A 24,608-nucleotide genomic window follows, 5' to 3' on the forward strand; every position below is an offset into this window, starting at 1 on the left:
CCTCGGGGGGCCTACCGGCCCCCGAGAGGCACGAGCAGTACGTCTACCTGGCTTGAGGCAACAATGGATTTTGCCGAACAGGCCGCGCGGGAAAAAAAGCTCTGGTTATGATTACCGCATATTACCAAATCGATATTCTGCTTCTGGCACATGCTAAGAATATGTTCATTTAATTCACCCGTTGCGATAACGGTCTGATGAACAGGGTAGTGTGCCTTTTCCACTAGCTCCCGCAGAAACTGCTGAGTTTCTTCCTGAAGTACCTCACGAATATCTTCCAGCATGGGCGCTGCCAGCTGATTATACATTTCAGGCTCGGCTGCCAGGGTGATTAAGCTGATGCGGGCATTGTGCGGTTTTGCGATGGAGACGGCCCTGGCCACGAGTTGATGGCTTTCCGGTGAAACAGCAACAGAAACAAGAAGATGTCTATAACTCATTGCACACTCCTTTGATGCCTGAACTGCAGGATTTCCCCAGCATTACCGCGAATTGACACCTACTGCAAGAGGGGAATACGGCATTAGTGTGAAGCTTATCATAATTATTCATTAATTATTCTTATAAGAAGAATAATCGAAAAATGTGTCCAAATGAAAAAAATTAACAACTTAACGTAAATCACACATTTTCTATTCTGCATCATTAAATCGTTTTAACGGGTTATTAACGCAAACGAGATGATAACCCTGCGAAACTTAATCTTTGCCCCTGCGTGCTAACTTCTTGTTTTGCATCTGAAAATAAGTACGTCCCAAAAGCCGGTCAAGCCCCTGTTGCCTGGCCCTGCTAAAGCCAGAGGGAAAAGCAAAACCTGGCGCCTTTCACTTCATTCATCTGCATGGGTATTCGTTCATTAAGAATATAAACGAGTGCCGATTGGTGGAAAAATGGACAATTTACAAGTCGTGCTGATGGATTTATAGGATATATTCGCTTAAATTTTGTGACGCAGATCACATTTTTTTTAAATTTTGGGGCGGGCTGCATTGTATGTGTCAAAACTGACGAGTAGAGTTTGCGTCGAATTAGGAAAAATCTTAGTTATTTGTAAGAAATGATAAAAGGTGTAACGACGCTACCGCGTTGTATGGTTGTTGCATGTTTTACGGCATACAAACCTTAATTCAACTATGCATTTGGCCTTTTCTTTTTTATACCGGGTGATTTCCCGGCGACATCACGGGGTGCGGTCTTTCCGCATAAAAATAATAGTTGGTTATTCGGGATGGGAAAAATGCATACATCCGAGTTGCTAAAACATATCTATGACATCAATTTGTCGTATTTACTGCTCGCGCAGCGTTTAATTAGTCAGGATAAGGCGTCCGCAATGTTCCGTCTGGGCGTTAGCGAAGAAATGGCAACCATGTTGGGCGGAATAACGCTCCCTGAAATGGTGAAACTTGCTGAAACGAATCAACTCGTTTGCCAGTTCCGTTTCGACAGCCCGCAGACCATCACGCGTCTTACCCAGGAATCTCGCGTTGACGATCTTCAGCAGATCCATACCGGTATTCTTCTCTCCACGCGTCTGCTCAACGAAATCAGCCAGCCTGATGACGCAGCCCGCAAGAAAAGGGCTTGAAAATGAGCGAGAAAAGCATTGTTCAGGAAGCTCGTGACATACAGCTGGCAATGGAACTCATTACGCTCGGTGCGCGTTTACAAATGCTGGAAAGCGAGACGCAGCTGAGCCGTGGTCGCCTTATTAAGCTGTATAAAGAATTACGGGGTAGCCCACCACCGAAAGGTATGCTGCCGTTTTCAACAGACTGGTTTATGACATGGGAGCAGAACATTCACGCCTCGATGTTCTGTAACGCATGGCAGTACCTGCTGAAGACGGGGCTGTGCAGCGGCGTCGATGCCGTGATCAAAGCCTATAAACTTTACCTTGAGCAATGCCCACAGCAGGAAGAGGGTCCCCTGCTGGCGCTGACCCGCGCATGGACGCTGGTGCGTTTTGTTGAAAGCGGAATGCTTGAACTGTCACGCTGCAACTGCTGTGACGGTAACTTTATCACCCATGCACACCAGCCTGCTGGCAGCTTCGCCTGCAGTTTATGCCAGCCGCCATCCCGCGCAGTAAAAAGACGTAAACTTTCCCGGGATGCTGCCGATATTATTCCACAACTGCTGGATGAACAGATCGAACAAGCTGTTTAACCCGAACGTGTGGGCAAGATTCCAGCAGCGGTAAGCCATTACCGCTGCTTTTTTTTACCCCGCATTCCGGTTACGCGCTCGAAATGAACGTCCTGCCATAGTCACTAGCGGAAGGATGATGTCGTGCTTATCTTATTAGGTTACCTGGTAGTTCTCGGTACAGTTTTCGGCGGTTACATGATGACCGGCGGGCACCTTGGAGCACTCTATCAACCGGCTGAACTTATTATCATCGGCGGCGCAGGGGTAGGGGCTTTTATCGTTGGCAACAACGGTAAATCGATCAAGGGTACGCTGAAAGCTATTCCACTGCTGTTCCGCCGTTCGAAGTACACCAAAAGCATGTACATGGATCTGCTGGCGCTGCTCTATCGCCTGATGGCGAAGTCACGCCAGCAGGGTATGTTCTCGCTGGAGCGTGACATCGAAAATCCGAAAGAGAGCGAAATTTTCGCCAGCTATCCGCGCATTCTGGCGGACGCGATGATGCTTGACTTCATCGTGGATTACCTGCGCCTCATCATCAGCGGCAACATGAACACCTTCGAAATTGAAGCGCTGATGGACGAAGAGATCGAAACCCACGAGAGCGAATCCGAAGTGCCGGCAAACAGCCTGGCGCTGGTGGGCGACTCGCTTCCGGCCTTTGGTATCGTTGCCGCCGTAATGGGGGTAGTTCACGCCCTGGCGTCTGCGGATCGTCCGGCGGCGGAGCTGGGCGCGCTGATTGCCCACGCGATGGTCGGTACCTTCCTCGGTATTTTGCTGGCATACGGATTTATCTCCCCGCTGGCGAGCGTTCTGCGTCAAAAGAGCGCAGAAACCACCAAGATGATGCAGTGCGTGAAGATCACGCTGCTCTCTAACCTGAACGGTTACGCCCCGCCTATCGCCGTTGAATTCGGACGTAAAACGCTCTATTCCAGCGAGCGCCCATCGTTTATCGAGCTGGAAGAACACGTGCGTGCGGTGAAAAACCCAAACCAACAGACGACGGCTGAGGACGCATGAAAAACCAGTCCCATCCGATCGTCATCGTAAAAAAGCGCAAGCATAAGGGGCATGGGCACGGCTCTCACGGCTCCTGGAAAATTGCTTACGCTGACTTTATGACCGCCATGATGGCGTTCTTCCTGGTGATGTGGCTGATCTCCATCTCCAGCCCAAAAGAGCTGATCCAGATTGCGGAATATTTCAGAACGCCGCTGGCAACGGCGGTGTCAGGTGGGCCGCGTATCTCTAACAGCGACAGCCCCATTCCTGGCGGTGGCGATGATTACACCCAGCAGAAGGGTGAGGTAAAAAAAGAGCCGAACATCGACGAACTGAAAAGACGGATGGAGCAGGCGCGCCTGAAAAAACTGCGCGGTGACCTGGATCAGCTGATTGAGGCCGATCCCAAACTGCGCGCGCTGCGCCCGCATCTGAAGATCGATCTGGTGCAGGAAGGGCTGCGTATCCAGATTATTGATAGCCAGAACCGCCCAATGTTTAAAACCGGGAGCGCGGAAGTCGAGCCGTACATGCGCGACATTTTACGCGCCATCGCCCCGGTGCTGAACGGTATTCCCAACCGGGTCAGCCTGTCGGGACACACGGATGATTTCCCGTATGCCAGCGGTGAGAAGGGATACAGCAACTGGGAGCTTTCTGCCGATCGTGCCAACGCCTCGCGTCGCGAGCTTGTGGTGGGTGGGCTTGATGATGGCAAGGTACTGCGCGTGGTCGGCATGGCAGCAACCATGCGCCTCACCGACCGCGGGCCGGATGACGCCATCAACCGTCGTATCAGTCTTTTAGTGCTGAACCAGCAGGCGGAGCAGGCCATCCTGCATGAAAACGCCGAAAGTCAGAATGAGTCACTGGACGATTTAAAACAGCCTGGGGCCGTACCTTCGGCTGCCGTTCCAACATCGCCACCAGCGAATCCGAGGTGATAGCGTGAGCATGGATATTAGCGATTTTTACCAGACCTTCTTTGATGAAGCCGACGAACTGTTGGCTGATATGGAGCAACACCTGCTGGACCTGGTGCCCGAAGCACCGGATTCAGAGCAGCTTAATGCCATCTTCCGCGCGGCGCATTCCATTAAAGGCGGTGCCGGAACCTTTGGTTTTACCATTTTGCAGGAAACCACGCACCTGATGGAAAACCTGCTTGATGAAGCACGACGCGGTGAGATGCAGCTCAATACCGACATTATCAACCTGTTTTTGGAAACCAAAGATATTATGCAGGAACAGCTCGACGCCTACAAAAGCTCGGCAGAGCCTGATGCCGCCAGCTTTGAATACATCTGCAATGCGCTGCGCCAGCTGGCGCTGGAAGCCAAAGGTGAAGTCGCCGTAGTCGCTGAACCGGCGGCCAAACTGAGCGTAGTTGATGCGGTTGCCGCACAAGACGCTCAGCCCGCCAAGCTGCGCGTTGTGCTGTCTCGTCTGAAAGAGAGTGAAGTTAATCTGCTGGAAGAAGAGCTGGGCAACCTGGCGACGCTGAGCAACGTGGTCAAGGGCAAAGACAGCCTGGCCGCGACGCTTGACGACGGCATTGGCCAGGACGATATCGTGGCGGTGCTGTGCTTTGTTATCGAAGCCGATCAAATTACGTTTGAAACGGAAGCCGCAGCGGTTGAAGTGCCCGCAGAGGTGGAAGAGGTTGCTGTCGTTGCGGCGCCTGCCGCGGTACCCGCAGCCCCGGTGCTGAAAGCCGTACCAAATGAATCTGCCGCTCCAGCCCGCGGTGAAAAACCGGCTGCCCGTTCCAGTGAATCCACCAGCATCCGCGTGGCGGTTGAAAAGGTAGACCAGCTGATTAACCTGGTCGGCGAACTGGTGATCACCCAGTCGATGCTGGCCCAGCGTTCAAACGAACTGGACCCGGTGACCCACGGCGATCTGATTACCAGCATGGGTCAGTTACAACGTAACGCCCGCGATCTGCAGGAATCGGTGATGTCCATCCGTATGATGCCGATGGAATATGTCTTCAGCCGCTTCCCGCGTCTGGTGCGCGATCTCGCCGGTAAACTGAATAAACAGATTGAGCTAACGCAGCTAGGCAGCTCAACCGAGCTGGATAAGAGCCTGATTGAGCGCATTATCGACCCGTTAACGCACCTTGTGCGCAACAGCCTCGACCACGGCATCGAGTCCCCGGAGAAGCGCATTGAGGCCGGTAAATCCCCGGTCGGGAACCTGATCCTGTCTGCCGAACACCAGGGCGGCAATATCTGTATCGAAGTGACCGATGACGGTGCGGGACTGAACCGCGACCGCATTCTGGCGAAAGCGATATCGCAGGGCATGAACGTCAACGAAAACATGACTGACGAAGAAGTGGGCATGCTGATCTTTGCGCCGGGCTTCTCGACTGCCGAGCAGGTGACGGACGTTTCCGGGCGCGGCGTGGGCATGGACGTGGTGAAACGTAACATCCAGGAGATGGGCGGCCACGTTGAGATCAAGTCGAAGCAAGGCTCAGGCACCACCATTCGTATCCTGCTGCCGCTGACGCTGGCGATCCTCGACGGCATGTCCGTGAAGGTGGCAAACGAAGTCTTTATCCTGCCGCTGAACGCGGTGATGGAGTCACTGCAGCCGCGTGAGGAAGATCTGCACCCGCTGGCGGGCGGCGAGCGCGTGCTTGAAGTGCGCGGCGAGTACCTGCCGCTGGTGGAGCTGTGGAAAGTGTTCGAAGTGGACGGTGCGAAAACCGAAGCGACGCAGGGCATCGTGGTGATCCTGCAAAGTGCCGGGCGCCGCTATGCGCTGCTGGTCGACCAGCTGATTGGTCAGCACCAGGTGGTGGTGAAGAACCTCGAAAGCAACTATCGCAAAGTGCCTGGCATTTCTGCAGCCACCATCCTGGGTGATGGTAGCGTCGCGCTGATCGTCGATGTGTCGGCGCTTCAGGGATTAAATCGTGAACAACGTGTGGCGTACACAGCCGCCTGATTAAGTAGAAGGTAAAAACATGACCGGTATGAGTAATGTAACGAAACTGGCGGGCGAGCCATCAGGGCAGGAGTTCCTGGTTTTCACTTTAGGTGACGAAGAGTACGGTATCGACATCCTCAAAGTGCAGGAAATTCGTGGTTACGATCAGGTAACGCGCATTGCGAACACGCCGTCCTTTATCAAGGGCGTCACAAACCTGCGCGGCGTGATTGTGCCTATCGTCGACCTGCGCGTGAAGTTCAGCCAGGGCGACGTGGAGTATAACGACAACACCGTGGTGATCGTCCTGAATCTGGGGCAGCGCGTGGTGGGTATTGTGGTGGACGGCGTATCGGATGTCCTGTCGCTGACGTCCGACCAAATTCGTCCTGCGCCGGAGTTTGCGGTAACGCTGTCTACCGAATACCTGACCGGTCTGGGCGCGCTCGGCGACCGCATGCTGATTCTGGTGAACATCGAGAAGCTGCTGAACAGCGACGAGATGGCGCTGCTGGATATCGCGGCGAGTCACGTGGCGTAGGTAAATGCAAAACGGCAACTGTGTTGCCGTTTTTAGTATTTGCACCCTCTCCCTGTGGGAGAGGGCTGGGGTGAGGGCATCAGGCCTCACCCTGCCATTACGCTTCCCGCTCTACCAGCTCAGCTTCCGCTTCACGCGCCTCTTCATTCTGCGACAGCATCGCCGTTGCAATGCCATTCCCCAGCACGTTAATCGCCGAGCGGCCCATATCCAGGAAGTGGTCGATCCCCATCAGCAGCAGAATGCCCGCTACCGGAATGTTAAAGCTCGGAATCGTTGCCGCCAGCACCACCAGCGAAGAGCGCGGCACGCCCGCAATGCCTTTTGACGCCAGCATCAGCGTCAGCATCAATACCGTCACTTCTGTGAAGCTAAGGTGAATGTTATACGCCTGGGCGATAAACATGGAGGCGAAGGAGCAGTACACCATCGAGCCCACCAGGTTGAAGGAGTAGCCAATCGGCAGAACGAACGAGGCGATGCTGCGCGAGCAGCCAAAGCGCTCCAGCTGCTCAAGCGTTTTTGGATAGGCCGCTTCAGAACTGCTGGTGGTAAACGCAACCAGCACCGGATCTTTCAGCATGCTGACCAGGCGGAACACCTCTTTTTTTAGCACCATATAGCCCACCGCCAGCAGCACCAGACAGGTCAGCAGGATCGCCACGTAGTAGCCGCCAATAAAGGACGCATAGTTCAAAAGAATGCCGAGCCCTTGGGTGGCGATAACGGACGAAATGGCGGCGAAAATAGCCAGCGGCGCGACGTACATCACGTAACCCGTTACCTTCAGCATGATGTGGGAAACCACGTCCAGCGCCGCCACCAGGGGGGCGTTGAATTTCTGCCCCAGCGATGCGCCGCCGATCCCGAAGAACATCGAGAACACCACAATCTGCAGAATTTCATTGTCCGCCATCGCCCCGGCGATGCTGGTTGGAATGGTATGAGACAGGAACGCTTTGAGCGTCATTCCGCCAACGGCCAGCCCGGTATCAACGGCTTCGGTCGGTATGGTCAGGTTCAAACCGCTGCCGGGCTGTTCCAGGGTGACGATAAACAGCCCCACCAGAATTGAGAGCACGGACGAGCTGATAAACCAGACCATCGCCTTGCCGCCGACGCGACCAATCGTGGACGTCTCGCCCATTTTCATAATGCCGACCGTGAGAGTGCTGAACACCAGTGGCGCAATCACCATCTTAATCAGCCTCAGGAAAATGTCGGTCAGAAGGGTAATGTTATCTGCCCAGCTTTTGATGGCCTCCGCCGAGGCATACTCGTGTATGGCCGCCCCTGAAAGAATACCCGCCAGCATGAATATCACGATGAAGAGTGTGAGTTTGTTTGCACTTGCCACGAAAAAAGACCCTCTATGCGCTTACGTTTATTCCGCGCTGATACATATAAATTTTTAATTGCAACGCGGAAATTCATTCGGCACATAAATTGAAGTAAAGCGCGTTGGGATACAACTCCTTTTTAATTTTTATTAGTTTTGTTGTAGTTGCCGCAACGATATATTGTGATGCTTATCACACTTTAGTGGATATATCCTCAATGCAAAGAATTTATAACCTCCCTTTTTACGAATAATCTATTGTTTTTTAAATAAATATTATGTCAATAACGCAAAAGGTTTAGGGGCGAAGCGGAAAGTGGTTGAAGCGGTAACCATAAACTAAATTCTGAGTAACCCCCCTCTGAGGAATGTTTAGCGGGGCTAACATATTGAGCTGTATAAATAAAATATGGCAATTGACCGGAAACATCTTCTGGAGGGTGGTAAATGAAAACAAAACGCCTTTTGATATGTGCAGGTGCTCTGCTGACGGCTTCGACAGTCCATCAGGCGCTGGCGGTAACCAGCAGCGGCACGATTGGTGCGACGCTGACGTTGACCAACGGCTGTCTGATCAACGGATCGCCTACCCAAAACGGTATCAACTTCGGGACGCTGGATTTCGGGACCCATCCTGCAACGTTTTCCACGCTGACCACCCAGCTGACCGGGGCCAGCGGAGGGAACACTTTCACCATTCAATGTACAACCGCCAGCTATACGGTAGCGATCACCGGGAACACCAACGCCACGGCCCCCGGCACCGTCGTCGGTACGCCAGGCACGCCCGCGCGCTATTTGATCAATACCGCGAATGCGGCCCAGGGCGTGGCCTATAGCCTCTATAGCGACAGCGGATTTAACAACATCATCGCCAACAACGCGGCGCTGCCCATCGCCTCAACGGCGGGAGGGGTGAATAGCTACACCCTGTACGGGCGTATAACCGGAGGGGGTAACAGCGTCACGGTTGTACCGGGAACCTACACCGACACCATCAACGTCAGCGTAACCTACTAGCTCCAGCCATGAAGGCATTTTTACGTCTGCGCAAAAGCGCAGAGGGATCCCTGCACCCTTTTTTTGCGCTGGCGGTGGGGCTGATGTTAGCCCCCATCGCCGGGGCGGTGACGTCACAGTCCTTCAGGGTCAGCGCTACCGTGGTGCCGGGCTGCTCAATAACCACCGGCACCGGCGGGGTTTACGGCACCCTGGATTTTGGCACCCATACCGGGGTAGAAAGCGCTCCGGTTAGCACCAGTTTTGTCCCCAACGGCGCGCTGTCCATCGCCTGTACGCCGGGGGTGGCGCTGAGCATGAGCATAAACGGGGGGCAGAACTACGCCTCCGTTCGGCGAATGACGCGCTCAGGCGCAGCCGACGCGGTGGGCTACCGCCTCTACAGCAGCAGTTCGCTGGCGGCGAACAGCGAGATTGGGGTTAACCAGGCCATTCCGGTGACCTATACCAACAGCAACAACATTGCGCTGCCACTGTTTGGCGTGGCGCTTCTGACCGGATTCAGCCCGGCAGGTTCGTATTCAGATCAGCTCACCGTGACCTTGTCATGGTGATAAAGGGAGAGCATCGATGAAGCCATTATTCAGGCGGTTTTGCCTGGTCAGTCTGTTGGGCGTAACGGCCGTTGCCGCGAGCGAGGCGCGTGCGGCGGCGACCATTTTGCTATGGCCTATCGATCCGTGGCTCTCGGCCGATGCCAAAGCGACGGAGCTATGGATCCAAAATCAGGGAAACAGCGCCACGACAATGCAGGTGCGCATTGTACGCTGGAAGCAGGAGGGGGGATATGAACGCTATACCGCACAGCAGGATGTGGTCGCCAGCCCGCCGATTGTCACCATCGGAAAGGGCAGCAAGCAGCTTATTCGCCTGATTAAGCAGGGCTCCATCCCGATGGGCGTTGAGCAAGCGTACCGCATCATCGTGGATGAGATCCCCCAGCCCGACGCTAAAGCCGACCCCACCATCGGCCTCAAGCTGCAGATGCGCTATTCCATTCCGCTCTTTGTCTACGGACAAGGCATTCCGACAATACCCGAGGGCGCGCACCATGCCTTTGTTGAGACGAGAAACCTGAGCTGGCGGGTGACGCAGGAAGGCGGTCACCCGGCGCTCGAGGTGCGTAACAAGGGGGATGTACACGTCAGGCTCAGCCAGGTGGCGCTGGAGCAGGGAGGGCAGAAACGCACGGTTGCCGACGGACTGCTGGGCTATGTCCTGCCCAACAGCACCCGCAGCTGGCCGATACCGACAGGAATTCGCCAGCCCAGCCGGATGAGTGCGCAGATTAATGCCAGGGATACGCAATGGCAGTCGACCCCCGTCAACTGAAACCGGCGATGATAATCCTGCTCTGCGTCAGTACCAGCACCTGGGCCGAGCCCGGCGATGACAGCCTGCCGCCGCCCCCGGAGGCCCGGTCGGTGAACGATGAGGCGATTTTCCAGCTCGCCCTCGTGCTGAACCACTATGATACTGGTCTCGTGGTGCCGGTGACGCAACGCAGCGGCGCTTACTTTATCTCCAGCGCCGATCTTCTTCGCGCCGGGCTGCCGCCTGAGCGCGTGCCGAACGGAGAGGTCAATCTGTCCACGCTTGCGCAGGTGCGCGTGGAGTATGACAGCGCCGCACAGCGCCTGCTGATGACCGTGCCCCGCGACTGGGTTTCATCCCGCGTCACCTCCTTCAGCGGACAGACGGCGCAGAGCAAACCCCACTATGGCCGCGGGGCGCTGCTCAATTACGATTTTTATACCAACCGTACCGAGCACGCTGGCGGGCAGGCGTCGCTCTGGCATGAGTTCCGCTATTTCAACGACAACGGCTCGTTTTCCTCTACCGGCTATGCCCGAGAAAACTTCAGCGGCAGCAGCGGGCAGCAGGAAGGCTATGTGCGCTATGACACTACCCTGCTGATGACGAATGAAGATGACGCCACCACCTGGACCGCCGGTGACGTTATCAGCGATGCCCTGAGCTGGAGCAGCAGCGTGCGTATGGGCGGGATTAGCTACGGCCGTGATTTTTCCCTGCGCCCGGATCTGGTGACCTGGCCGCTGCCGGCGTTCTCGGGTGAAGCGGCGGTGCCGACGTCTGTCGATCTCTTTATCAACGGCTACCGTTCGGGTTCCACACAGCTTCAGCCCGGCCCCTTCACGCTTACCAATCTGCCCTACATCAACGGCGCCGGGGACGCGGTGCTGGTCACCACCGATGCCCTGGGACGCCAGGTGAGCACGACGCTGCCGTTCTATGTCACCAGCGATTTGCTCAAGCAAGGATTGAGCGACGGCGCCGTCACCCTGGGGAGCCTGCGGCGCAACTATGGTATTAAGAATTTCGACTATGGCCCGGCGGCAGGCAGCGGATCGTATCGGTATGGCCTGACGGACTGGCTAACGCTTGAAGGCCACGCTGAGGGTGCGGAAGAGCTGGCCCTCGGCGGCGCGGGAACGGTGGTGAAGCTTGGCCGCTTTGGCGTCGTGAACTCCTCTTACAGCCACAGCCGAATGCGCGGCGACGACGGCGGGCAAATCAACTGGGGATACCAGTACAGCACCAGTGAATTCAGCCTCGCGACCCAGCATACCCGGCGCAACCGCGACTTTGGCAACCTGGCGCTGTACGACCAGCCGACGGTGTACGATGAAAACGACAGGCCTATTGCCAGCTTTAGCCGCAATACCGATCAGTACTCTCTGACCTTCAACCTCGGACAGTACGGCAGCATCGGCGCGGCCTGGATTGGCGTCGAAAGCTTCGACAGCCAGAAAACGGAGCTGCTTAACCTCTCCTGGAGCCGCAACCTGTGGGGCTCCAGCAGCATTTACCTGGCGGCCAGCCGTGACCAGCAGCGGGGCGACTGGACGGTCGCGATGTCGCTGCAGGTGCCGCTGGGGGAACGTGACAGTGCCGCCGTCACCTTTGAAAACACCCCGGATGCAGGCAGCACGCAGCGCATCAACTATAACCACTCGATGCCGTCCGACGGTGGCCTGAGCTGGAACATGGCGTGGGCGAACCAGTCGCAGCGCAAAAACTACCAGCAGGGCACGCTGGGCTGGCGCAACAGCAATATTGAACTGCAGGGCGGCGGGTACGGCGAGCAGGACATGATGACGTGGTGGGGCGAGGCGATGGGCTCAATTGTGCTGATGGACGGCGAACTGTTCGCGGCGAATAAAATCAACGACGCGTTTGTGGTGATCAGCACCGACGGTCACCCGGACGTGCCCGTCAGCTACGAAAACCAGCCCGTCGGTAAAACCAATCGTAACGGCTATCTGCTGGTGAGCGGCGTGTCGGCCTATTATCCGGCAAGCTACAGCATTAATACCCTGAATCTGCCTGCCGATACCCGGCTGAAGGAGACGGAGCGGCGCGTGGCGATCCGCCGCAACAGCGGTTATCTGGTGGATTTTCCGATGGAGCAGGAGCGGGTGGCCAGCGTGATCCTCCATGATGCGCAGGGGCAGGCGATCCCGGTAGGAAGCCAGGTGAGGCGCGCCTCGCAGAGCACCGCCGTGGTGGGCTATGACGGTATTGCCTGGCTGGAAAATCTCAGCGATGTGAATCTACTGGACGTGACGACGCCCGCGGGAAAACGCTGCACGGCGTCGCTGACCATTGGCGCAAACCCGGAGCATAAGCTGCAAACCTACGGCCCGCTGACCTGCCGGGGGGGACGGTGAAACGTCTGCTGCTGATGCTCCTGCTGCTGTTCTCCGGCGGCAGCTGGGCGGCCTGTAACGTGAGTACGGTGAATGCCTCGTTTGGCAGCGTCACCTCGTTCGCGCTCAGCGGCACCGGGGAGGTGGCAACCACCGGCACGCTGGTTGTGGCCTGCGATGCGATTTTGAACCTGCTCACCAGCGATTCGGTGACGCTTAACTTCATCTCGGCGTCGGTTTCAGCCAACGGTCGGGCGACCATGAAGCGTACCGACAACGCAACCATCACCGACGTAGTCCCGATCCGCCTGTGCGGGCAGTCTGGCTGCGCGAGCAGTAGCGAAGTGCAGACCACGAAAAGCTATACCTGGGGCGGCAGCACGCTGTTAAATCTGATTGGCGGCAAACAATATAATATTCCACTCTATTTCCGCACCGTTGCAGGCCAGAATGTCACGGCGGGGCCGTATCAGGTGACGCTCAACTTTAGCATCACCTACAGCGTCTGCTCCACAGGGGTGCTCAACCTCTGCCTGTCAGGGCAACAAACCGGAACCACCAACACCAGCATTACGGTGGACATGAACGTCACCAACGACTGCAGCGCGATGACCACGCCTGACGTGAACTTCAACAGCGCGCCGCTGGTGCAAAATTTCCCCACCGTGTCACAGGCTATCGCCGTCACCTGCACCAAGGGCAGCACCTACACCATCGGTATTAACAATGGTGCCAACGCGCTAAACAACGTACGTCGTATGGTTAGCGGCACCAACTATATGAGTTACGACATCTATAAAGAAGCAAGCGGTAACCGCTGGGGCGGCAGCGGTACCGAACGCTGGGCCAGTTCGGCCTCGTCGCAGCTGAGCGCCGACGGTTTACTGCGTACCTATAACTACACCGCCAAAGTCCTCACCAGCCAGGCAACGCCCCCCGCCGGAACCTATACCGACACGCTGATCGTCGACGTCACGTTCTGACCCACGCTTTTCCCTTTCGCAAATGTAAAGTTCCTGTGGCCTGTGCCGATAACACCGTTAATAAATCTATGAGAAGGTGTTGTATGTTGAACCGTATCCGCGTTGTCACAATGCTCATGATGGTGCTGGTCATTTTCGCACTTCTTCAGCTTATTTCCGGTGGCCTCTTTTTCTCGTCGTTAAAACAAAACCAGGACAGCTTCGCGGCCTCGAACGACCTGCGCGTGCAGCAGAGTGAACTCACCACAACGTGGGATCTGATGCTGCAAACGCGCATCAACCTGAGCCGCTCCTCCGCCCGCATGATGATGGATCCGAACAATCAGCAGAGCAGTGCGAAAACGGATCTGCTGAAAAACGCGCGCGCGACGCTTGCGGACGCGGCAAAACATTACGACGCCTTCAAAAAGATTGCCCCGCAGCCTGCAATGGAGCAGGCGAGCGCCAGCATCGATGAAAAATTCAACGCCTACTTTGCAGGCCTGACGGAGCTTATTCAGTTCCTTGAAGGCGGCAACATGGATGCCTATTTCGCACAGCCGACGCAGGGTATGCAAAACGCGCTCGGCGCGGCGCTGGGCGAGTACGCCAGGGCCAGCAGCGATTTGTACCATTCGGCCTTTACGGAAAGCCAGAACGACTACCGCTTTGCCAAATGGCAGATGGCGATCCTCGCGCTGGCGCTGGTCATCGTGCTGATGGCCGTGTGGTACGGCATTCGCCATATCCTTCTTAACCCGCTTGGGCGCGTTATTGCGCACATCCGCGATATCGCCAGCGGCGACCTCACCAAAACGCTGACGGTTTCCGGGCGTAATGAGATCACCGAGCTGGCAAACAGCGTGGACCATATGCAGCGCTCGCTGATGGATACCGTCACCAACGTGCGCAACGGCTCGGATGCGATTTACACCGGCACCAGCGAAATCGCGATGGGTAACAACGATCTCTCGTCCCGCACCGAACAGCAGGCTTCTGCGCTGGAGGAGACTGCCGCCAGCATGGAACAGCTGACCGCCACCGTGAAGCAAAACGCCGATAACGCCCGTCAGGCGTCGAAGCTGGCTGAAAGCGCCTCTGAGACGGCGCAGCGCGGGGGACGCGTGGTGGACGGGGTGGTCAAAACCATGCACGACATTGCCGACAGCTCGAAGAAAATTGCCGACATTATCAGCGTCATCGACGGCATCGCCTTCCAGACCAATATCCTGGCGCTCAACGCCGCCGTTGAAGCGGCGCGTGCCGGTGAACAGGGGCGTGGGTTTGCCGTGGTGGCCGGTGAAGTGCGTAACCTGGCGAGCCGCAGCGCCAATGCGGCGAAAGAGATCAAAGCCCTGATTGAAGACTCCGTTTCACGCGTGGATACCGGCTCGGTGCTGGTGGAAAGTGCGGGTGAAACCATGAATGACATCGTGAATGCCGTCACGCGCGTGACGGACATCATGGGTGAAATCGCTTCTGCATCGGATGAGCAGAGTCGTGGTATTGACCAGGTCGCCCTGGCGGTATCGGAAATGGATCGTGTGACGCAGCAAAACGCCGCGCTGGTGCAGGAGTCCGCCGCGGCGGCCGCTGCGCTGGAGGACCAGGCGAGCCGTCTGAAGATGGCCGTCTCGGCGTTTCGTCTTACTTCCAAACCTACAAATACGGTCAGCTCGCGTGCCTCGTACGCTGAGACAATCGCCGCGCCTGGGGCATCACGCACGCGCGCAGCGGTGACCGGACAAGATGAAAACTGGGAAACATTTTGACTGATATTTAAACCGCGGCTGCTTGCCGCTTATTGGGAGCGTGGATGTTAAATCGTATTCGTATCTCGACCACACTGTTTTTGATTCTGATCCTGTGTGGTGTGTTGCAGGTTGGCAGTAACGGGTTGTCTTTTTGGGCGTTTCGCGATGGCTATCAGAATTTGCAGGAAGTCGAGACGAGTAATCAACAGCGCTCCGCACTGGCACAGACGCGTGCCGTGCTGTTGCAGGCAAGCACCGCGCTGAACAAAGCAGGAACGCTGACCGCGCTGAGCTATCCGCCGGATGATATCAAAGCGTTAATGGCGGTGGCGCGCGGCAGCCTGAAGCAGGCCGACGCGCAGTTTAAAGCCTTTATCTCGCAGGACGCGGTGAGTGAGAAAGGAAAGGCGCTGAAGGTCGCCATGAAGAAAAACTTCGACGTGTGGTACAGCGATCTGGATCACCAGGCCACCTGGCTTGAGAACAACCAGCTCTCTGACTTCCTGACCGCGCCGGTACAAGACTCTCAGGCGGCGTTCGATGGCAGCTTTAACGCCTGGCAGCAGGATATTAATCAGTTCGTTGAACGTGCAGGGGCGGACAGCCGAACCAGCTACCACATGTCCGGGGTGATTTTTGCCACGATGGTGATCCTGGCGGCGCTGCTCACGGGCGGGGCACTGTTCTGGTCGCGCAGGATGATTGTGCAGCCGCTGGCCATCATCAGCAGCCACTTCGACAGCATTGCGAAGGGCAACCTGGCGCGTCCGGTGGCGGTGTACGGCAAGAACGAAATTTCGGCGATTTTTGCCAGCCTGAAGGCAATGCAGGGATCGCTGCGGGAAACGGTGACCGACGTGCGCCAGGGCAGCTACGCCATGCACACCGGGATTTCGGAGATTGCGGCGGGCAATAACGATCTCTCATCGCGAACCGAGCAGCAGGCGGCCTCGCTGGCGCAGACGGCGGCCAGCATGGAGCAGCTGACGGCGACGGTGAGCCAGAACGCCGACAACGCGCGCCAGGCGTCGGACCTGTCAAAGCAGGCCGCCCTGACGGCGAAGAAAGGGGGCGATCAGGCTTCCCACGTTGCCAGCACCATGCAGGACATTGCCGCCAGCTCACAGAAAATTGGCGACATTATTAGCGTGATTGACGGCATAGCGTTCCAGACCAACATTCTGGCACTCAACGCCGCCGTCGAAGCGGCGCGAGCAGGCGAGCAGGGGCGTGGTTTTGCGGTTGTGGCGGGGGAGGTGCGTAACCTGGCGAGCCGCAGCGCTAACGCAGCGAAAGAGATTAAAGGGCTGATTGAAGAGTCGGTTTCCCGCGTCCAGCAGGGATCTGCCCTGGTGGATACGGCGGCAAAAACCATGACCGAGATCGTGACGTCAGTGACGCGCGTTAACGACATCATGGGCGAAATCGCCTCGGCGTCCGATGAACAGCGCCGTGGGATCGAGCAGGTGGCTCAGGCGGTCAGCCAGATGGATCAGGTGACGCAGCAGAATGCCTCGCTCGTGGAAGAAGCGGCGGCGGCAACCGATCAGCTGGCAAACCAGGCTGACCATCTCACCGGGCTGGTGGCGGTGTTTAATGTCAAAGAGCACGTTGAAGCAGTAACAGAAGTCGGGCGGTCGCAGGCCGTGCCAGTTGTATCCTGAATGTGATTAAGAAGGCGCTATGACATCACCCACGCCCACAGGGCAAACGTCATTATTGTTACAGATGACACAGCGCCTCGCGCTGTCCGACGCGCATTTTCGTCGGATATGTCAGTTAATCTACCAGCGTGCGGGGATCGTGCTTGCGGATCATAAGCGAGACATGGTCTACAACCGTCTGGTGCGTCGCTTGCGCACGCTGGGGCTGGATGATTTTGGCCGCTATCTGAGCATGCTCGAAGCGAACCAGAACAGCGCCGAATGGCAGGCTTTTATCAACTCATTGACCACTAACCTGACGGCCTTTTTCCGTGAGGCGCACCACTTCCCGGTACTGGCGGATCACGCGCGCCGCCGCACCGGGGGGGAGTATCGCGTCTGGAGCGCGGCGGCTTCAACCGGGGAGGAGCCGTACTCGCTGGCGATTACCCTCGCCGACACGCTGGGGATGACGCCGGGCCGCTGGAAAGTGTACGCCAGCGATATCGACACCGAGGTGCTGGAAAAAGCCCGCAACGGCGTTTACCGCCAGGACGAGCTAAAAACGCTGTCGCCTCAGCAGCTTCAGCGCTATTTCATGCGCGGAACAGGGCCACATGAAGGGCTGGTGCGCGTACGCCAGGAGCTGGCGAACTGCGTTGAATTCGCCCCGGTCAACCTGCTGGACAAGCAGTACAACGTGCCTGGGCCATTTGACGCGATCTTTTGTCGTAACGTGATGATCTATTTTGATAAAACGACGCAACAGGACATCCTGCGTCGCTTTGTTCCGTTGCTCAAGCCTGACGGTTTACTGTTTGCCGGGCACTCGGAAAACTTCAGCAACCTCGCGCGTGAGTTTAGCCTGCGTGGGCAAACGGTTTATGCGCTGAGTAAGGAAAAAGCATGAGTAAAATCAGGGTATTGTCTGTCGATGATTCGGCGCTGATGCGCCAGATCATGACTGAAATTATCAATAGCCACAGCGATATGGAGATGGTTGCGACAGCGCCCGATCCCCTGGTAGCGCGGGATTTAATCAAAAAATATAACCCCGACGTGCTGACGCTGGATGTTGAAATGCCGCGCATGGACGGCATCGATTTCCTGGAAAAATTAATGCGTCTGCGTCCGATGCCGGTGGTGATGGTCTCCTCCCTGACCGGTAAAGGTTCGGAAATTACCCTGCGCGCGCTTGAGCTGGGGGCGGTGGATTTTGTCACTAAGCCTCAGCTGGGCATTCGCGAAGGGATGCTGGCATACAGCGAGATGATCGCCGAGAAGATCCGCACCGCGTCGCGCGCGAAGCTGGCGGCGCACAAGCCGATGGCCGCGCCGGCGACCCTGAAGGCCGGCCCGTTACTCAGCTCGGAAAAACTGCTGGTGATTGGTGCATCAACCGGGGGAACAGAGGCAATTCGCCATGTACTCCAGCCATTGCCGCTCTCAAGCCCCGGTATTCTTATTACCCAGCATATGCCGCCAGGCTTTACCCGCTCCTTCGCCGAGCGTCTGAACAAACTGTGTCAGATCAGCGTAAAAGAGGCGGAAGACGGCGAGCGCGTGCTCCCGGGCCATGCGTATATCGCGCCGGGCGACAAGCATATGGAACTGTCGCGCAGCGGCGCGAACTATCAAATCAAAATTCATGACGGGCCGCCGGTTAACCGGCACCGTCCGTCGGTGGATGTGCTGTTTCATTCGGTGGCGAAACATGCGGGGCGCAACGCCGTTGGGGTGATCCTGACGGGGATGGGCAACGATGGTGCCGCCGGAATGCTTGCAATGCACCAGGCTGGCGCCTGGACGATTGCGCAGAATGAAGCAAGTTGTGTGGTGTTCGGCATGCCGCGCGAGGCCATCAATATGGGTGGCGTGAGCGAAGTGGTCGATCTTAGCCAGGTAAGCCAGCAGATGCTGGCGAAAATCAGTGCCGGACAGGCAATACGTATTTAAAGAGGAGTGTAGTTTTATGGCGGACAAAGAGCTCAGATTTTTGGTTGTGGATGACTTTTCCACCATGCGTCGCATCGTGCGCAACCTGCTGAAAGAGCTGGGCTTCAACAACGTTGAAGAAGCAGAAGACGGCGTGGATGCGCTGAACAAACTGCAGGCAGGCGGCTTTGGTTTTGTGATTTCCGACTGGAACATGCCGAACATGGATGGTCTGGAACTGCTGAAAACCATTCGTGCAGATGCCGGTATGGCCTCCCTGCCGGTGCTGATGGTGACGGCGGAAGCGAAGAAAGAGAACATCATTGCAGCAGCACAGGCGGGCGCAAGCGGCTACGTGGTGAAGCCGTTTACGGCCGCGACCCTGGAAGAGAAGCTCGGCAAGATCTTCGAGAAACTCGGCATGTGAGGTGATGGATATGTTGCAACCTGCTATGAAACCCGTTGAAGAACATTCACCCAGCGACATTATTGCCCGCATTGGCAGCCTGACGCGCATGCTGCGTGACAGCCTGCGCGAGCTGGGGCTGGACCAGGCCATCGCCGAAGCAGCGGAAGCAATTCCGGATGCGCGTGACCGTCTGGACTACGTTGTGCAGATGACCGCACAGGCGGCCGAGCGCGCGCTAAACAGCGTTGAAGCCTCACAGCCGCACCAGGATGCGATGGAGAAGGGCGCGAAAGCGCTGACCACGCGCTGGGATGAGTGGTTTGAAAACCCTATCGAGCTGGCCGATGCGCGCGAGCTGGTAACCGATACCCGCCAGTTCCTGGGCGATGTACCGGGCCACACCAGCTTCACCAACGCCCAGCTGCTGGACATCATGATGGCGCAGGATTTCCAGGACCTGACCGGTCAGGTGATCAAACGCATGATGGATGTGATCCAGGAGATTGAGCGCCAGCTGCTGATGGTGCTGCTGGAAAACATCCCTGAACCGGCCGCCCGTCCAAAACGCGAGAACGAAAGCCTGCTCAATGGCCCACAGCTCGACGCCACCAAAGCGGGCGTTGTGGCAAGCCAGGATCAGGTGGACGACCTGCTGGACAGCCTTGGGTTCTGATTGTGCTGATGACCCTCAGGTTGTGGTTTCAACCTGAGGGTATTTCCATTAGCGAAGGTCCATTTTCACCGTGACGTTACCTTCGAAACGGCCCGGCACGGGGTGAGCGTCTGTGGTACTCACCGGGACGGCCTGAATTTTGATGACGCCATTTCCCTGCTCGTCCATCGTCACCGGAAACGCATAGGTACCGTCCAACGCAACGTCCCGGCTGTTTTCATCGTACACCCGCACGCCGAGATCGTCTCTTTCAAGCAGCTTTGCAATATACGGCGTACTGCTATCCACCACGCCCTGATCGGCAGACAGCGTGAGTTTTATCCGGTCAGTATTTCCCACCGCGTTATCATCACAGTGGTAGGCAATATCCACGTTTTTGAGGGCATAACCTTGCGGTGGCTGCCCTTTACTGACGAATTGCTTGCTGACGATACTGCCAAATTCAACCTCAATGGTGCTGCCCGCGTTAATCGTGCAGCTTAGCGGGGCCGATAGCGTGCCGCTAAACCAGATATCTGATACGTGTTCCGCCTCTGCGGGATCGCAGCTTGCACCGGTACCAATATAGAGACAGGCATAGTTCTGGGCGACGATTGTCGGCGGGATCGCTTCCTCTCCCAAAATGGGTTTTTTAACGCGCAGCATGACCGCAATGACGTTCCAGCGGAAATTACGCTTTATCTCAGCGGCGCCCGTGGGTTTGGTCTCATTGCTGCAGACGCTGGCATCGCCCTCGGTTTTCGCGAGTGAATTTTCTATCACGCTATTCATGCTACCCAGCGGGGTAGGGTATTCATTGACAGGCACGGGCGTCAGGGATTTACCGTCCGGTGAGTTGACAGCATCGGCATAGGCTGTGATACCGGCGTCGATCTTATCGGTCAAATAGCCATAGCCGTTTGTACCTGCCGTAAGCGGACTGCCCGCCAGGGTTTTTTCATAGATCATGCTCGATGAAAACAGGTTTCCCGGACACGTGCAGTTGGCCACCATGTCGGCACCGCTGCCGACCAGATGGTCGGGCACTTCATAATCATGATTGACGATGTTATCGCCTGACGTGAATTCGTGGTCGAATACGGTCGCGTAAGTTTGCGGGGCACCGAAGCAGTTATGCAGTATCGTGACGCCAGCCCAGCCTGGGCGGGCAGAGACCAGGCCCAGAGCGCAAATCAATGAGGCCGTCGTGGCGTGTTTCTTGAGTTTAATTAACATGCGGTTGTTCCTGGTGACATAGCGCGCTAACGGAGCGAATACCGTTAGGGCTTTCATTTTCTCCATCGGCTGGTTGTGCAATGCGGGCGCTGCACTGCTGGTCAGAAGTATTCCCCCATTTCACCGTGAGCCGCGCGGTTTCTCCAATGCCTGCCAGATAGACGGTGCCGGTATCATCGACAATGCCGCTCATAACCGGTGCGTCGCTGGTCGCTATAGCCCCAAACGGGACGAGCTGGCCGTTTGTACGCTTCAGCGTGATTAACAGGCGATAACCCGTGTGAGCATCAAAACGCGCCATTACCGCCGCGTTGCGAGAAGGGATGACGGTGGCAGACGTGTCGCTGCTGTCCACGTTTTCCGGGAGGCTTGAGGTGTCGATGCGAATGTGATTTTCCTGATACGGGGTTAGCGAAGGAATGACGGCGTTGCCCTGCCAGTCAGTCTGAACGCCGCGCTGGTTCTGGAAACGGACGCCAGAGGCGTCGTTGGCGTTCACGATGGCAAACTGATTGCCTAAAGGCTGAGCCAGCGTGACGCCCTGTGGATGCGCAACGATACCGCCGCTGATACCGTAGTTGAGCCGTCTGGAATCATTGGAGGAGGCGTAATACCCGGCGTTCAGATTGGCGTATTGCGAACGGTAGCTGCCGTACACGCTGCTGGTATCTTCTCCGTCGTGGTTTGTATGGCTCTGCTGCAGCGAGTAGCTCAGGCGTTCATCGTCCAGCAGCGTGCCGCTTAGTCCGACGTTTTGGCGCGTGTACCCCTGTTTAGTGTTACTGATGTTATAGCTGCTCCAGGCGCGGGGTAGCCATCTGGAAAGCGGAACGCTCAGGCCGAAGGAGACCATCCGGTCCGACTCTTCACCGTTCGTTCTGCTGTAGCTGTAGGCCATGTGGTAGCTCACACCGGCATAAACGGTGTTAAATCCAACCGACAGGCTGCGCTCTTTATTCGAGGTCCCCCAGTAATCCTGCTGATAGCCGTTGAGGTAAAGGCTCAAGCCGCCAATGGCCTGGCTGACGCTGGCCTGAATGCGGTTGCGCTTATTGTAATGGAACAGTAAGTCTTCTTCGTGTCCATCCAGCTTTTGATTGGCATCGGCAAAACTGTAGTAACCGCGGCTGGAATAGCGATAGCTGCCCAGGCTGAAGTTGGTGTTGGTCGAATCAAGTTTGCCCGTATAGAGCAGACGCCAGGACTGGCCGGTATGCTGGCTGTCATCGTCAAGTCTCGCATCGGCAAGGGTCACGTCCGCCGATAATGAACCCAGTGGCCCCAGCGCCACGCCAAAACCCGTATTGGCAGCGCTATAGTCTTTAGACAGCGTCAGCCCGCCAAACCAGGTAAGCAGGTTGTTTAAACCGTAAATCATGCTTCCCTGTAGAAAGTCGGGTTCTTTTTGCTCGCTGCCGCTGTCAGCACGATAACGGCCCGCCGTCATTTCATACTTGATATGGCCCGGGCGCTGCATAACCGCGATGCTGGAGTAGGGCTGTGTAAAGTGGTGCTCTGTGCCGTCAGCCTCTTTGACCGTGACCTCCAGATCCCCGCTATTGGTGGTGGAGTAGAGGTCATCGATCTCAAACGCACCTGGCGCGACGTTCTGCTGATAGATGAGATATCCGTTCTGGCGCACGGAGACTTCGGCATTCGAGCTGGCGATACCGCGAATGACGGGGGCATAGCCGCGCTGGCTGTAGGGCAGCATCTCTTCATCGGAGGCGAGATTAACCCCGCGATACTGCAGGCTATCAAATACTTCACCGCGGGTATTACTCTCACCGGCGGTAAATTGTGCCTTCAGGACGTCTACGTCGTGTTGCAGGAAGGTGTTGATCGTCTCCCACCGGTTTTCGTTATCCGAGTTGCTCCACGTTGAGTAGTTGCGCATCCGCCAGCCGCCAATATTCGCGCCGGTACGCAAATTCAGGTACTGGTTTGTGGTGCTGTTGTTACCGCTATCGTTGTTTTGCGAACCTGAAAAAGCATAGTCACTGAACAAGACGGGTACGCCATCGTCCCAGCGTGACGGATCGATATAGTCTCGACCGGTTCCGCTTATCGCAGCCTGGGGTATGCTGAGCGTTAGCGTCATCGTCGAAAACTCAAGCCGGGCAGATGCCTGAGGTATATAGCTGCCTAACGTGTCGGGTAATGTGGAACGGGCAGGGATTTTCAGCAGTTGGGGATAGCGATCGACATTAATTCCCCAGGCACGCAGCATATCTGGCGTCAGCTGGGGCATCAGTGCTCCGTCAGGCGCGCTGACGTAGGCGATAACGGCGTCGTTAAGGCGACGGCCATTAACTACTACGCTTGATGGATAAGTACCGGGAAGCTGCGCATTGGATTTTGAAAACAGTGAGAGATCGATATCCTGTTGGGTCAACATGTCCCCTTCCAGCGAGGAGGGGGAGAAACGGTACTCCCTGGCATGCGCAGCGCAGTTCGCCATGATTAAGATGCTGCCAAGGCAGCGAAGCAGCGGGTTCAGCTTAAAAAACCGCTCGCATGACAAATAATTACGTCCTGTAATCATTATAAACGTTAATCCTGCGTCAGGGTTGAAGTGTATTTTTCAGAAGCATTGCCGTAATCGGTGATACAGCGCCAGCTGACGCTCGTCCCCTTTACGCTCTCGGGGAGAGGAATGTCGACGCTGGATTTGGGGCTGACCATATCGGCTTTCTCTATCTTTGTTTCCCCCAGGGTTAGCGAGTCAAACACGCTGTAAAATGCCCCGGCATTGAGGGCGGTAAGCTGCCGATCGTGACGTACGAAGCGCAGATTTTTGCAGGACTCCGATGGCGAACCGTCTAGACCGGCAGGGCGCCAGAACATTTTCAGGCGCGTTTTATAGATAAGACGCAGCACGTTTTTATTGGCATCATCCGTTGCCGTGGCGGGGACGGTTCGCACGTTCATATAGAACAGCGACTCTTTATCGCCGGGTAACGCCGCACCGTTCCAGGTAATTCGCAGACTTTGCTCTTTTTGCGGGTCGAGACGAAAGAGCGGCGGGGTCACGATAAACGGCCCGCGGGTTTTGCCATCACCCGTATCCGTCCAGGACTGAATCAGCCAGGGCAGTTCTTTATCATTATTTTGCAAGGGCAGGGCAACTTCCTTTTTCGTGGCATCGTAGATTATGCGTGTACGGCCGATCTGTATTCCCGTCGCGTGACATAGCGTGCTCACAATAACGGGAAGGCATAATAAGGCTTTAGTGGTTTTGCGCATGGAGAAACCCTTATTAAAGGAGGTTGAGGTGAAGGAGATAATAGTCCGGAACCGGACCCGAACTATTATCTGAGCATGACTCCTTAAACGTCATG

The 24,608-nt window shown here is 56.4% G+C and carries 22 protein-coding genes; 17 read left to right on the forward strand and 5 right to left on the reverse strand.

Annotated elements, in window-relative coordinates; genetic code table 11:
• Positions 1–11: 11 nt before the first annotated feature.
• Entirely contained in the window at positions 12–440 is a 429-nt protein-coding gene (uspC, locus tag D5067_RS09015; protein WP_119937191.1) for a universal stress protein UspC, read from the reverse strand.
• 797 nt (positions 441–1,237) lie between these two features.
• Here uspC and flhD point away from each other — a divergent pair.
• From flhD to cheW, 6 genes are all read left to right on the forward strand, one after another.
• Positions 1,238–1,588: a flagellar transcriptional regulator FlhD gene (gene flhD / locus D5067_RS09020; protein ID WP_199746099.1), complete on the forward strand. Its 351-nt coding sequence runs from the start codon at positions 1,238–1,240 to the stop codon at positions 1,586–1,588.
• Positions 1,585–2,169, forward strand: a complete 585-nt coding sequence (flhC, locus tag D5067_RS09025; RefSeq protein WP_199746100.1) for a flagellar transcriptional regulator FlhC — start codon at positions 1,585–1,587, stop codon at positions 2,167–2,169. The genes flhD and flhC overlap by 4 nt, the downstream gene beginning before the upstream one ends.
• 123 nt (positions 2,170–2,292) lie before the next feature.
• A complete protein-coding gene (motA, locus tag D5067_RS09030; RefSeq protein WP_119937193.1) occupies positions 2,293–3,180 on the forward strand; it encodes a flagellar motor stator protein MotA in 888 nt (295 codons plus the stop codon).
• Positions 3,177–4,106: a flagellar motor protein MotB gene (gene motB / locus D5067_RS09035; RefSeq protein ID WP_119937194.1), complete on the forward strand. Its 930-nt coding sequence runs from the start codon at positions 3,177–3,179 to the stop codon at positions 4,104–4,106. The genes motA and motB overlap by 4 nt, the downstream gene beginning before the upstream one ends.
• A 4-nt stretch (positions 4,107–4,110) precedes the next feature.
• Complete coding sequence (cheA, locus tag D5067_RS09040) at positions 4,111–6,123, forward strand: chemotaxis protein CheA (RefSeq protein ID WP_119937195.1); 2,013 nt, start codon at positions 4,111–4,113, stop codon at positions 6,121–6,123.
• 19 nt (positions 6,124–6,142) lie between these two features.
• Positions 6,143–6,646, forward strand: a complete 504-nt coding sequence (cheW, locus tag D5067_RS09045; protein WP_119937196.1) for a chemotaxis protein CheW — start codon at positions 6,143–6,145, stop codon at positions 6,644–6,646.
• A gap of 97 nt (positions 6,647–6,743) precedes the next feature.
• Here the strand turns inward: cheW and D5067_RS09050 are convergent, their stop codons facing one another.
• Positions 6,744–8,003, reverse strand: a complete 1,260-nt coding sequence (locus D5067_RS09050; protein WP_119937197.1) for a dicarboxylate/amino acid:cation symporter — start codon at positions 8,001–8,003, stop codon at positions 6,744–6,746.
• Between the two features lie 429 nt (positions 8,004–8,432).
• Here D5067_RS09050 and D5067_RS09055 point away from each other — a divergent pair, with 429 nt between their 5' ends.
• From D5067_RS09055 to cheZ, 11 genes are all read left to right on the forward strand, one after another.
• On the forward strand, positions 8,433–9,005 hold the full coding sequence (locus tag D5067_RS09055; RefSeq protein WP_119937198.1) for a Csu type fimbrial protein: 573 nt from the start codon (positions 8,433–8,435) through the stop codon (positions 9,003–9,005).
• Between the two features lie 8 nt (positions 9,006–9,013).
• The gene (locus D5067_RS09060) at positions 9,014–9,559 is read left to right on the forward strand and encodes a Csu type fimbrial protein (protein ID WP_119937199.1); all 546 of its coding nucleotides are present in this window, start codon (positions 9,014–9,016) and stop codon (positions 9,557–9,559) included.
• A 16-nt stretch (positions 9,560–9,575) separates the two neighbouring features.
• Positions 9,576–10,337, forward strand: coding sequence for a fimbrial biogenesis chaperone (locus D5067_RS09065; protein ID WP_119937200.1), 762 nt, complete (start codon positions 9,576–9,578; stop codon positions 10,335–10,337).
• Positions 10,313–12,697, forward strand: coding sequence for a fimbria/pilus outer membrane usher protein (locus D5067_RS09070; protein WP_119937201.1), 2,385 nt, complete (start codon positions 10,313–10,315; stop codon positions 12,695–12,697). The genes D5067_RS09065 and D5067_RS09070 overlap by 25 nt, the downstream gene beginning before the upstream one ends.
• Entirely contained in the window at positions 12,694–13,659 is a 966-nt protein-coding gene (locus D5067_RS09075) for a Csu type fimbrial protein (protein ID WP_119937202.1), read from the forward strand. Before D5067_RS09070 ends, D5067_RS09075 begins: the two co-directional genes overlap by 4 nt.
• 83 nt (positions 13,660–13,742) lie before the next feature.
• Entirely contained in the window at positions 13,743–15,410 is a 1,668-nt protein-coding gene (tar, locus tag D5067_RS09080) for a methyl-accepting chemotaxis protein II (RefSeq protein WP_119937203.1), read from the forward strand.
• Between the two features lie 44 nt (positions 15,411–15,454).
• Positions 15,455–17,056 carry a methyl-accepting chemotaxis protein IV gene (tap, locus tag D5067_RS09085; RefSeq protein ID WP_119937204.1) on the forward strand — a complete coding sequence of 534 codons (1,602 nt, stop codon included), beginning with the start codon at positions 15,455–15,457 and terminating at the stop codon, positions 17,054–17,056.
• Between the two features lie 19 nt (positions 17,057–17,075).
• Positions 17,076–17,945: a protein-glutamate O-methyltransferase CheR gene (cheR, locus tag D5067_RS09090; RefSeq protein ID WP_119937205.1), complete on the forward strand. Its 870-nt coding sequence runs from the start codon at positions 17,076–17,078 to the stop codon at positions 17,943–17,945.
• A complete protein-coding gene (locus D5067_RS09095; protein WP_119937206.1) occupies positions 17,942–18,991 on the forward strand; it encodes a protein-glutamate methylesterase/protein-glutamine glutaminase in 1,050 nt (349 codons plus the stop codon). The genes cheR and D5067_RS09095 overlap by 4 nt, the downstream gene beginning before the upstream one ends.
• A 16-nt stretch (positions 18,992–19,007) precedes the next feature.
• Positions 19,008–19,397, forward strand: a complete 390-nt coding sequence (gene cheY / locus D5067_RS09100) for a chemotaxis response regulator CheY (protein WP_010432528.1) — start codon at positions 19,008–19,010, stop codon at positions 19,395–19,397.
• A gap of 10 nt (positions 19,398–19,407) precedes the next feature.
• Positions 19,408–20,052, forward strand: a complete 645-nt coding sequence (gene cheZ, locus D5067_RS09105) for a protein phosphatase CheZ (protein WP_119937207.1) — start codon at positions 19,408–19,410, stop codon at positions 20,050–20,052.
• A 48-nt stretch (positions 20,053–20,100) separates the two neighbouring features.
• Here cheZ and D5067_RS09110 read toward each other — a convergent pair whose 3' ends face one another.
• The 3 genes from D5067_RS09110 to D5067_RS09120 all read right to left on the reverse strand — a co-directional run bounded on the left by D5067_RS09110 (position 20,101) and on the right by D5067_RS09120 (position 24,513).
• A complete protein-coding gene (locus tag D5067_RS09110; RefSeq protein ID WP_119937208.1) occupies positions 20,101–21,267 on the reverse strand; it encodes a fimbrial protein in 1,167 nt (388 codons plus the stop codon).
• Positions 21,257–23,728 carry a fimbria/pilus outer membrane usher protein gene (locus D5067_RS09115; RefSeq protein WP_235843300.1) on the reverse strand — a complete coding sequence of 824 codons (2,472 nt, stop codon included), beginning with the start codon at positions 23,726–23,728 and terminating at the stop codon, positions 21,257–21,259. The genes D5067_RS09110 and D5067_RS09115 overlap by 11 nt, the downstream gene beginning before the upstream one ends.
• Before the next feature lie 92 nt (positions 23,729–23,820).
• The gene (locus tag D5067_RS09120) at positions 23,821–24,513 is read right to left on the reverse strand and encodes a fimbrial biogenesis chaperone (protein ID WP_119937210.1); all 693 of its coding nucleotides are present in this window, start codon (positions 24,511–24,513) and stop codon (positions 23,821–23,823) included.
• Positions 24,514–24,608: the final 95 nt, after the last annotated feature.

Source organism: Enterobacter huaxiensis (assembly GCF_003594935.2).
In the GTDB taxonomy this organism is placed as follows: domain Bacteria; phylum Pseudomonadota; class Gammaproteobacteria; order Enterobacterales; family Enterobacteriaceae; genus Enterobacter; species Enterobacter huaxiensis.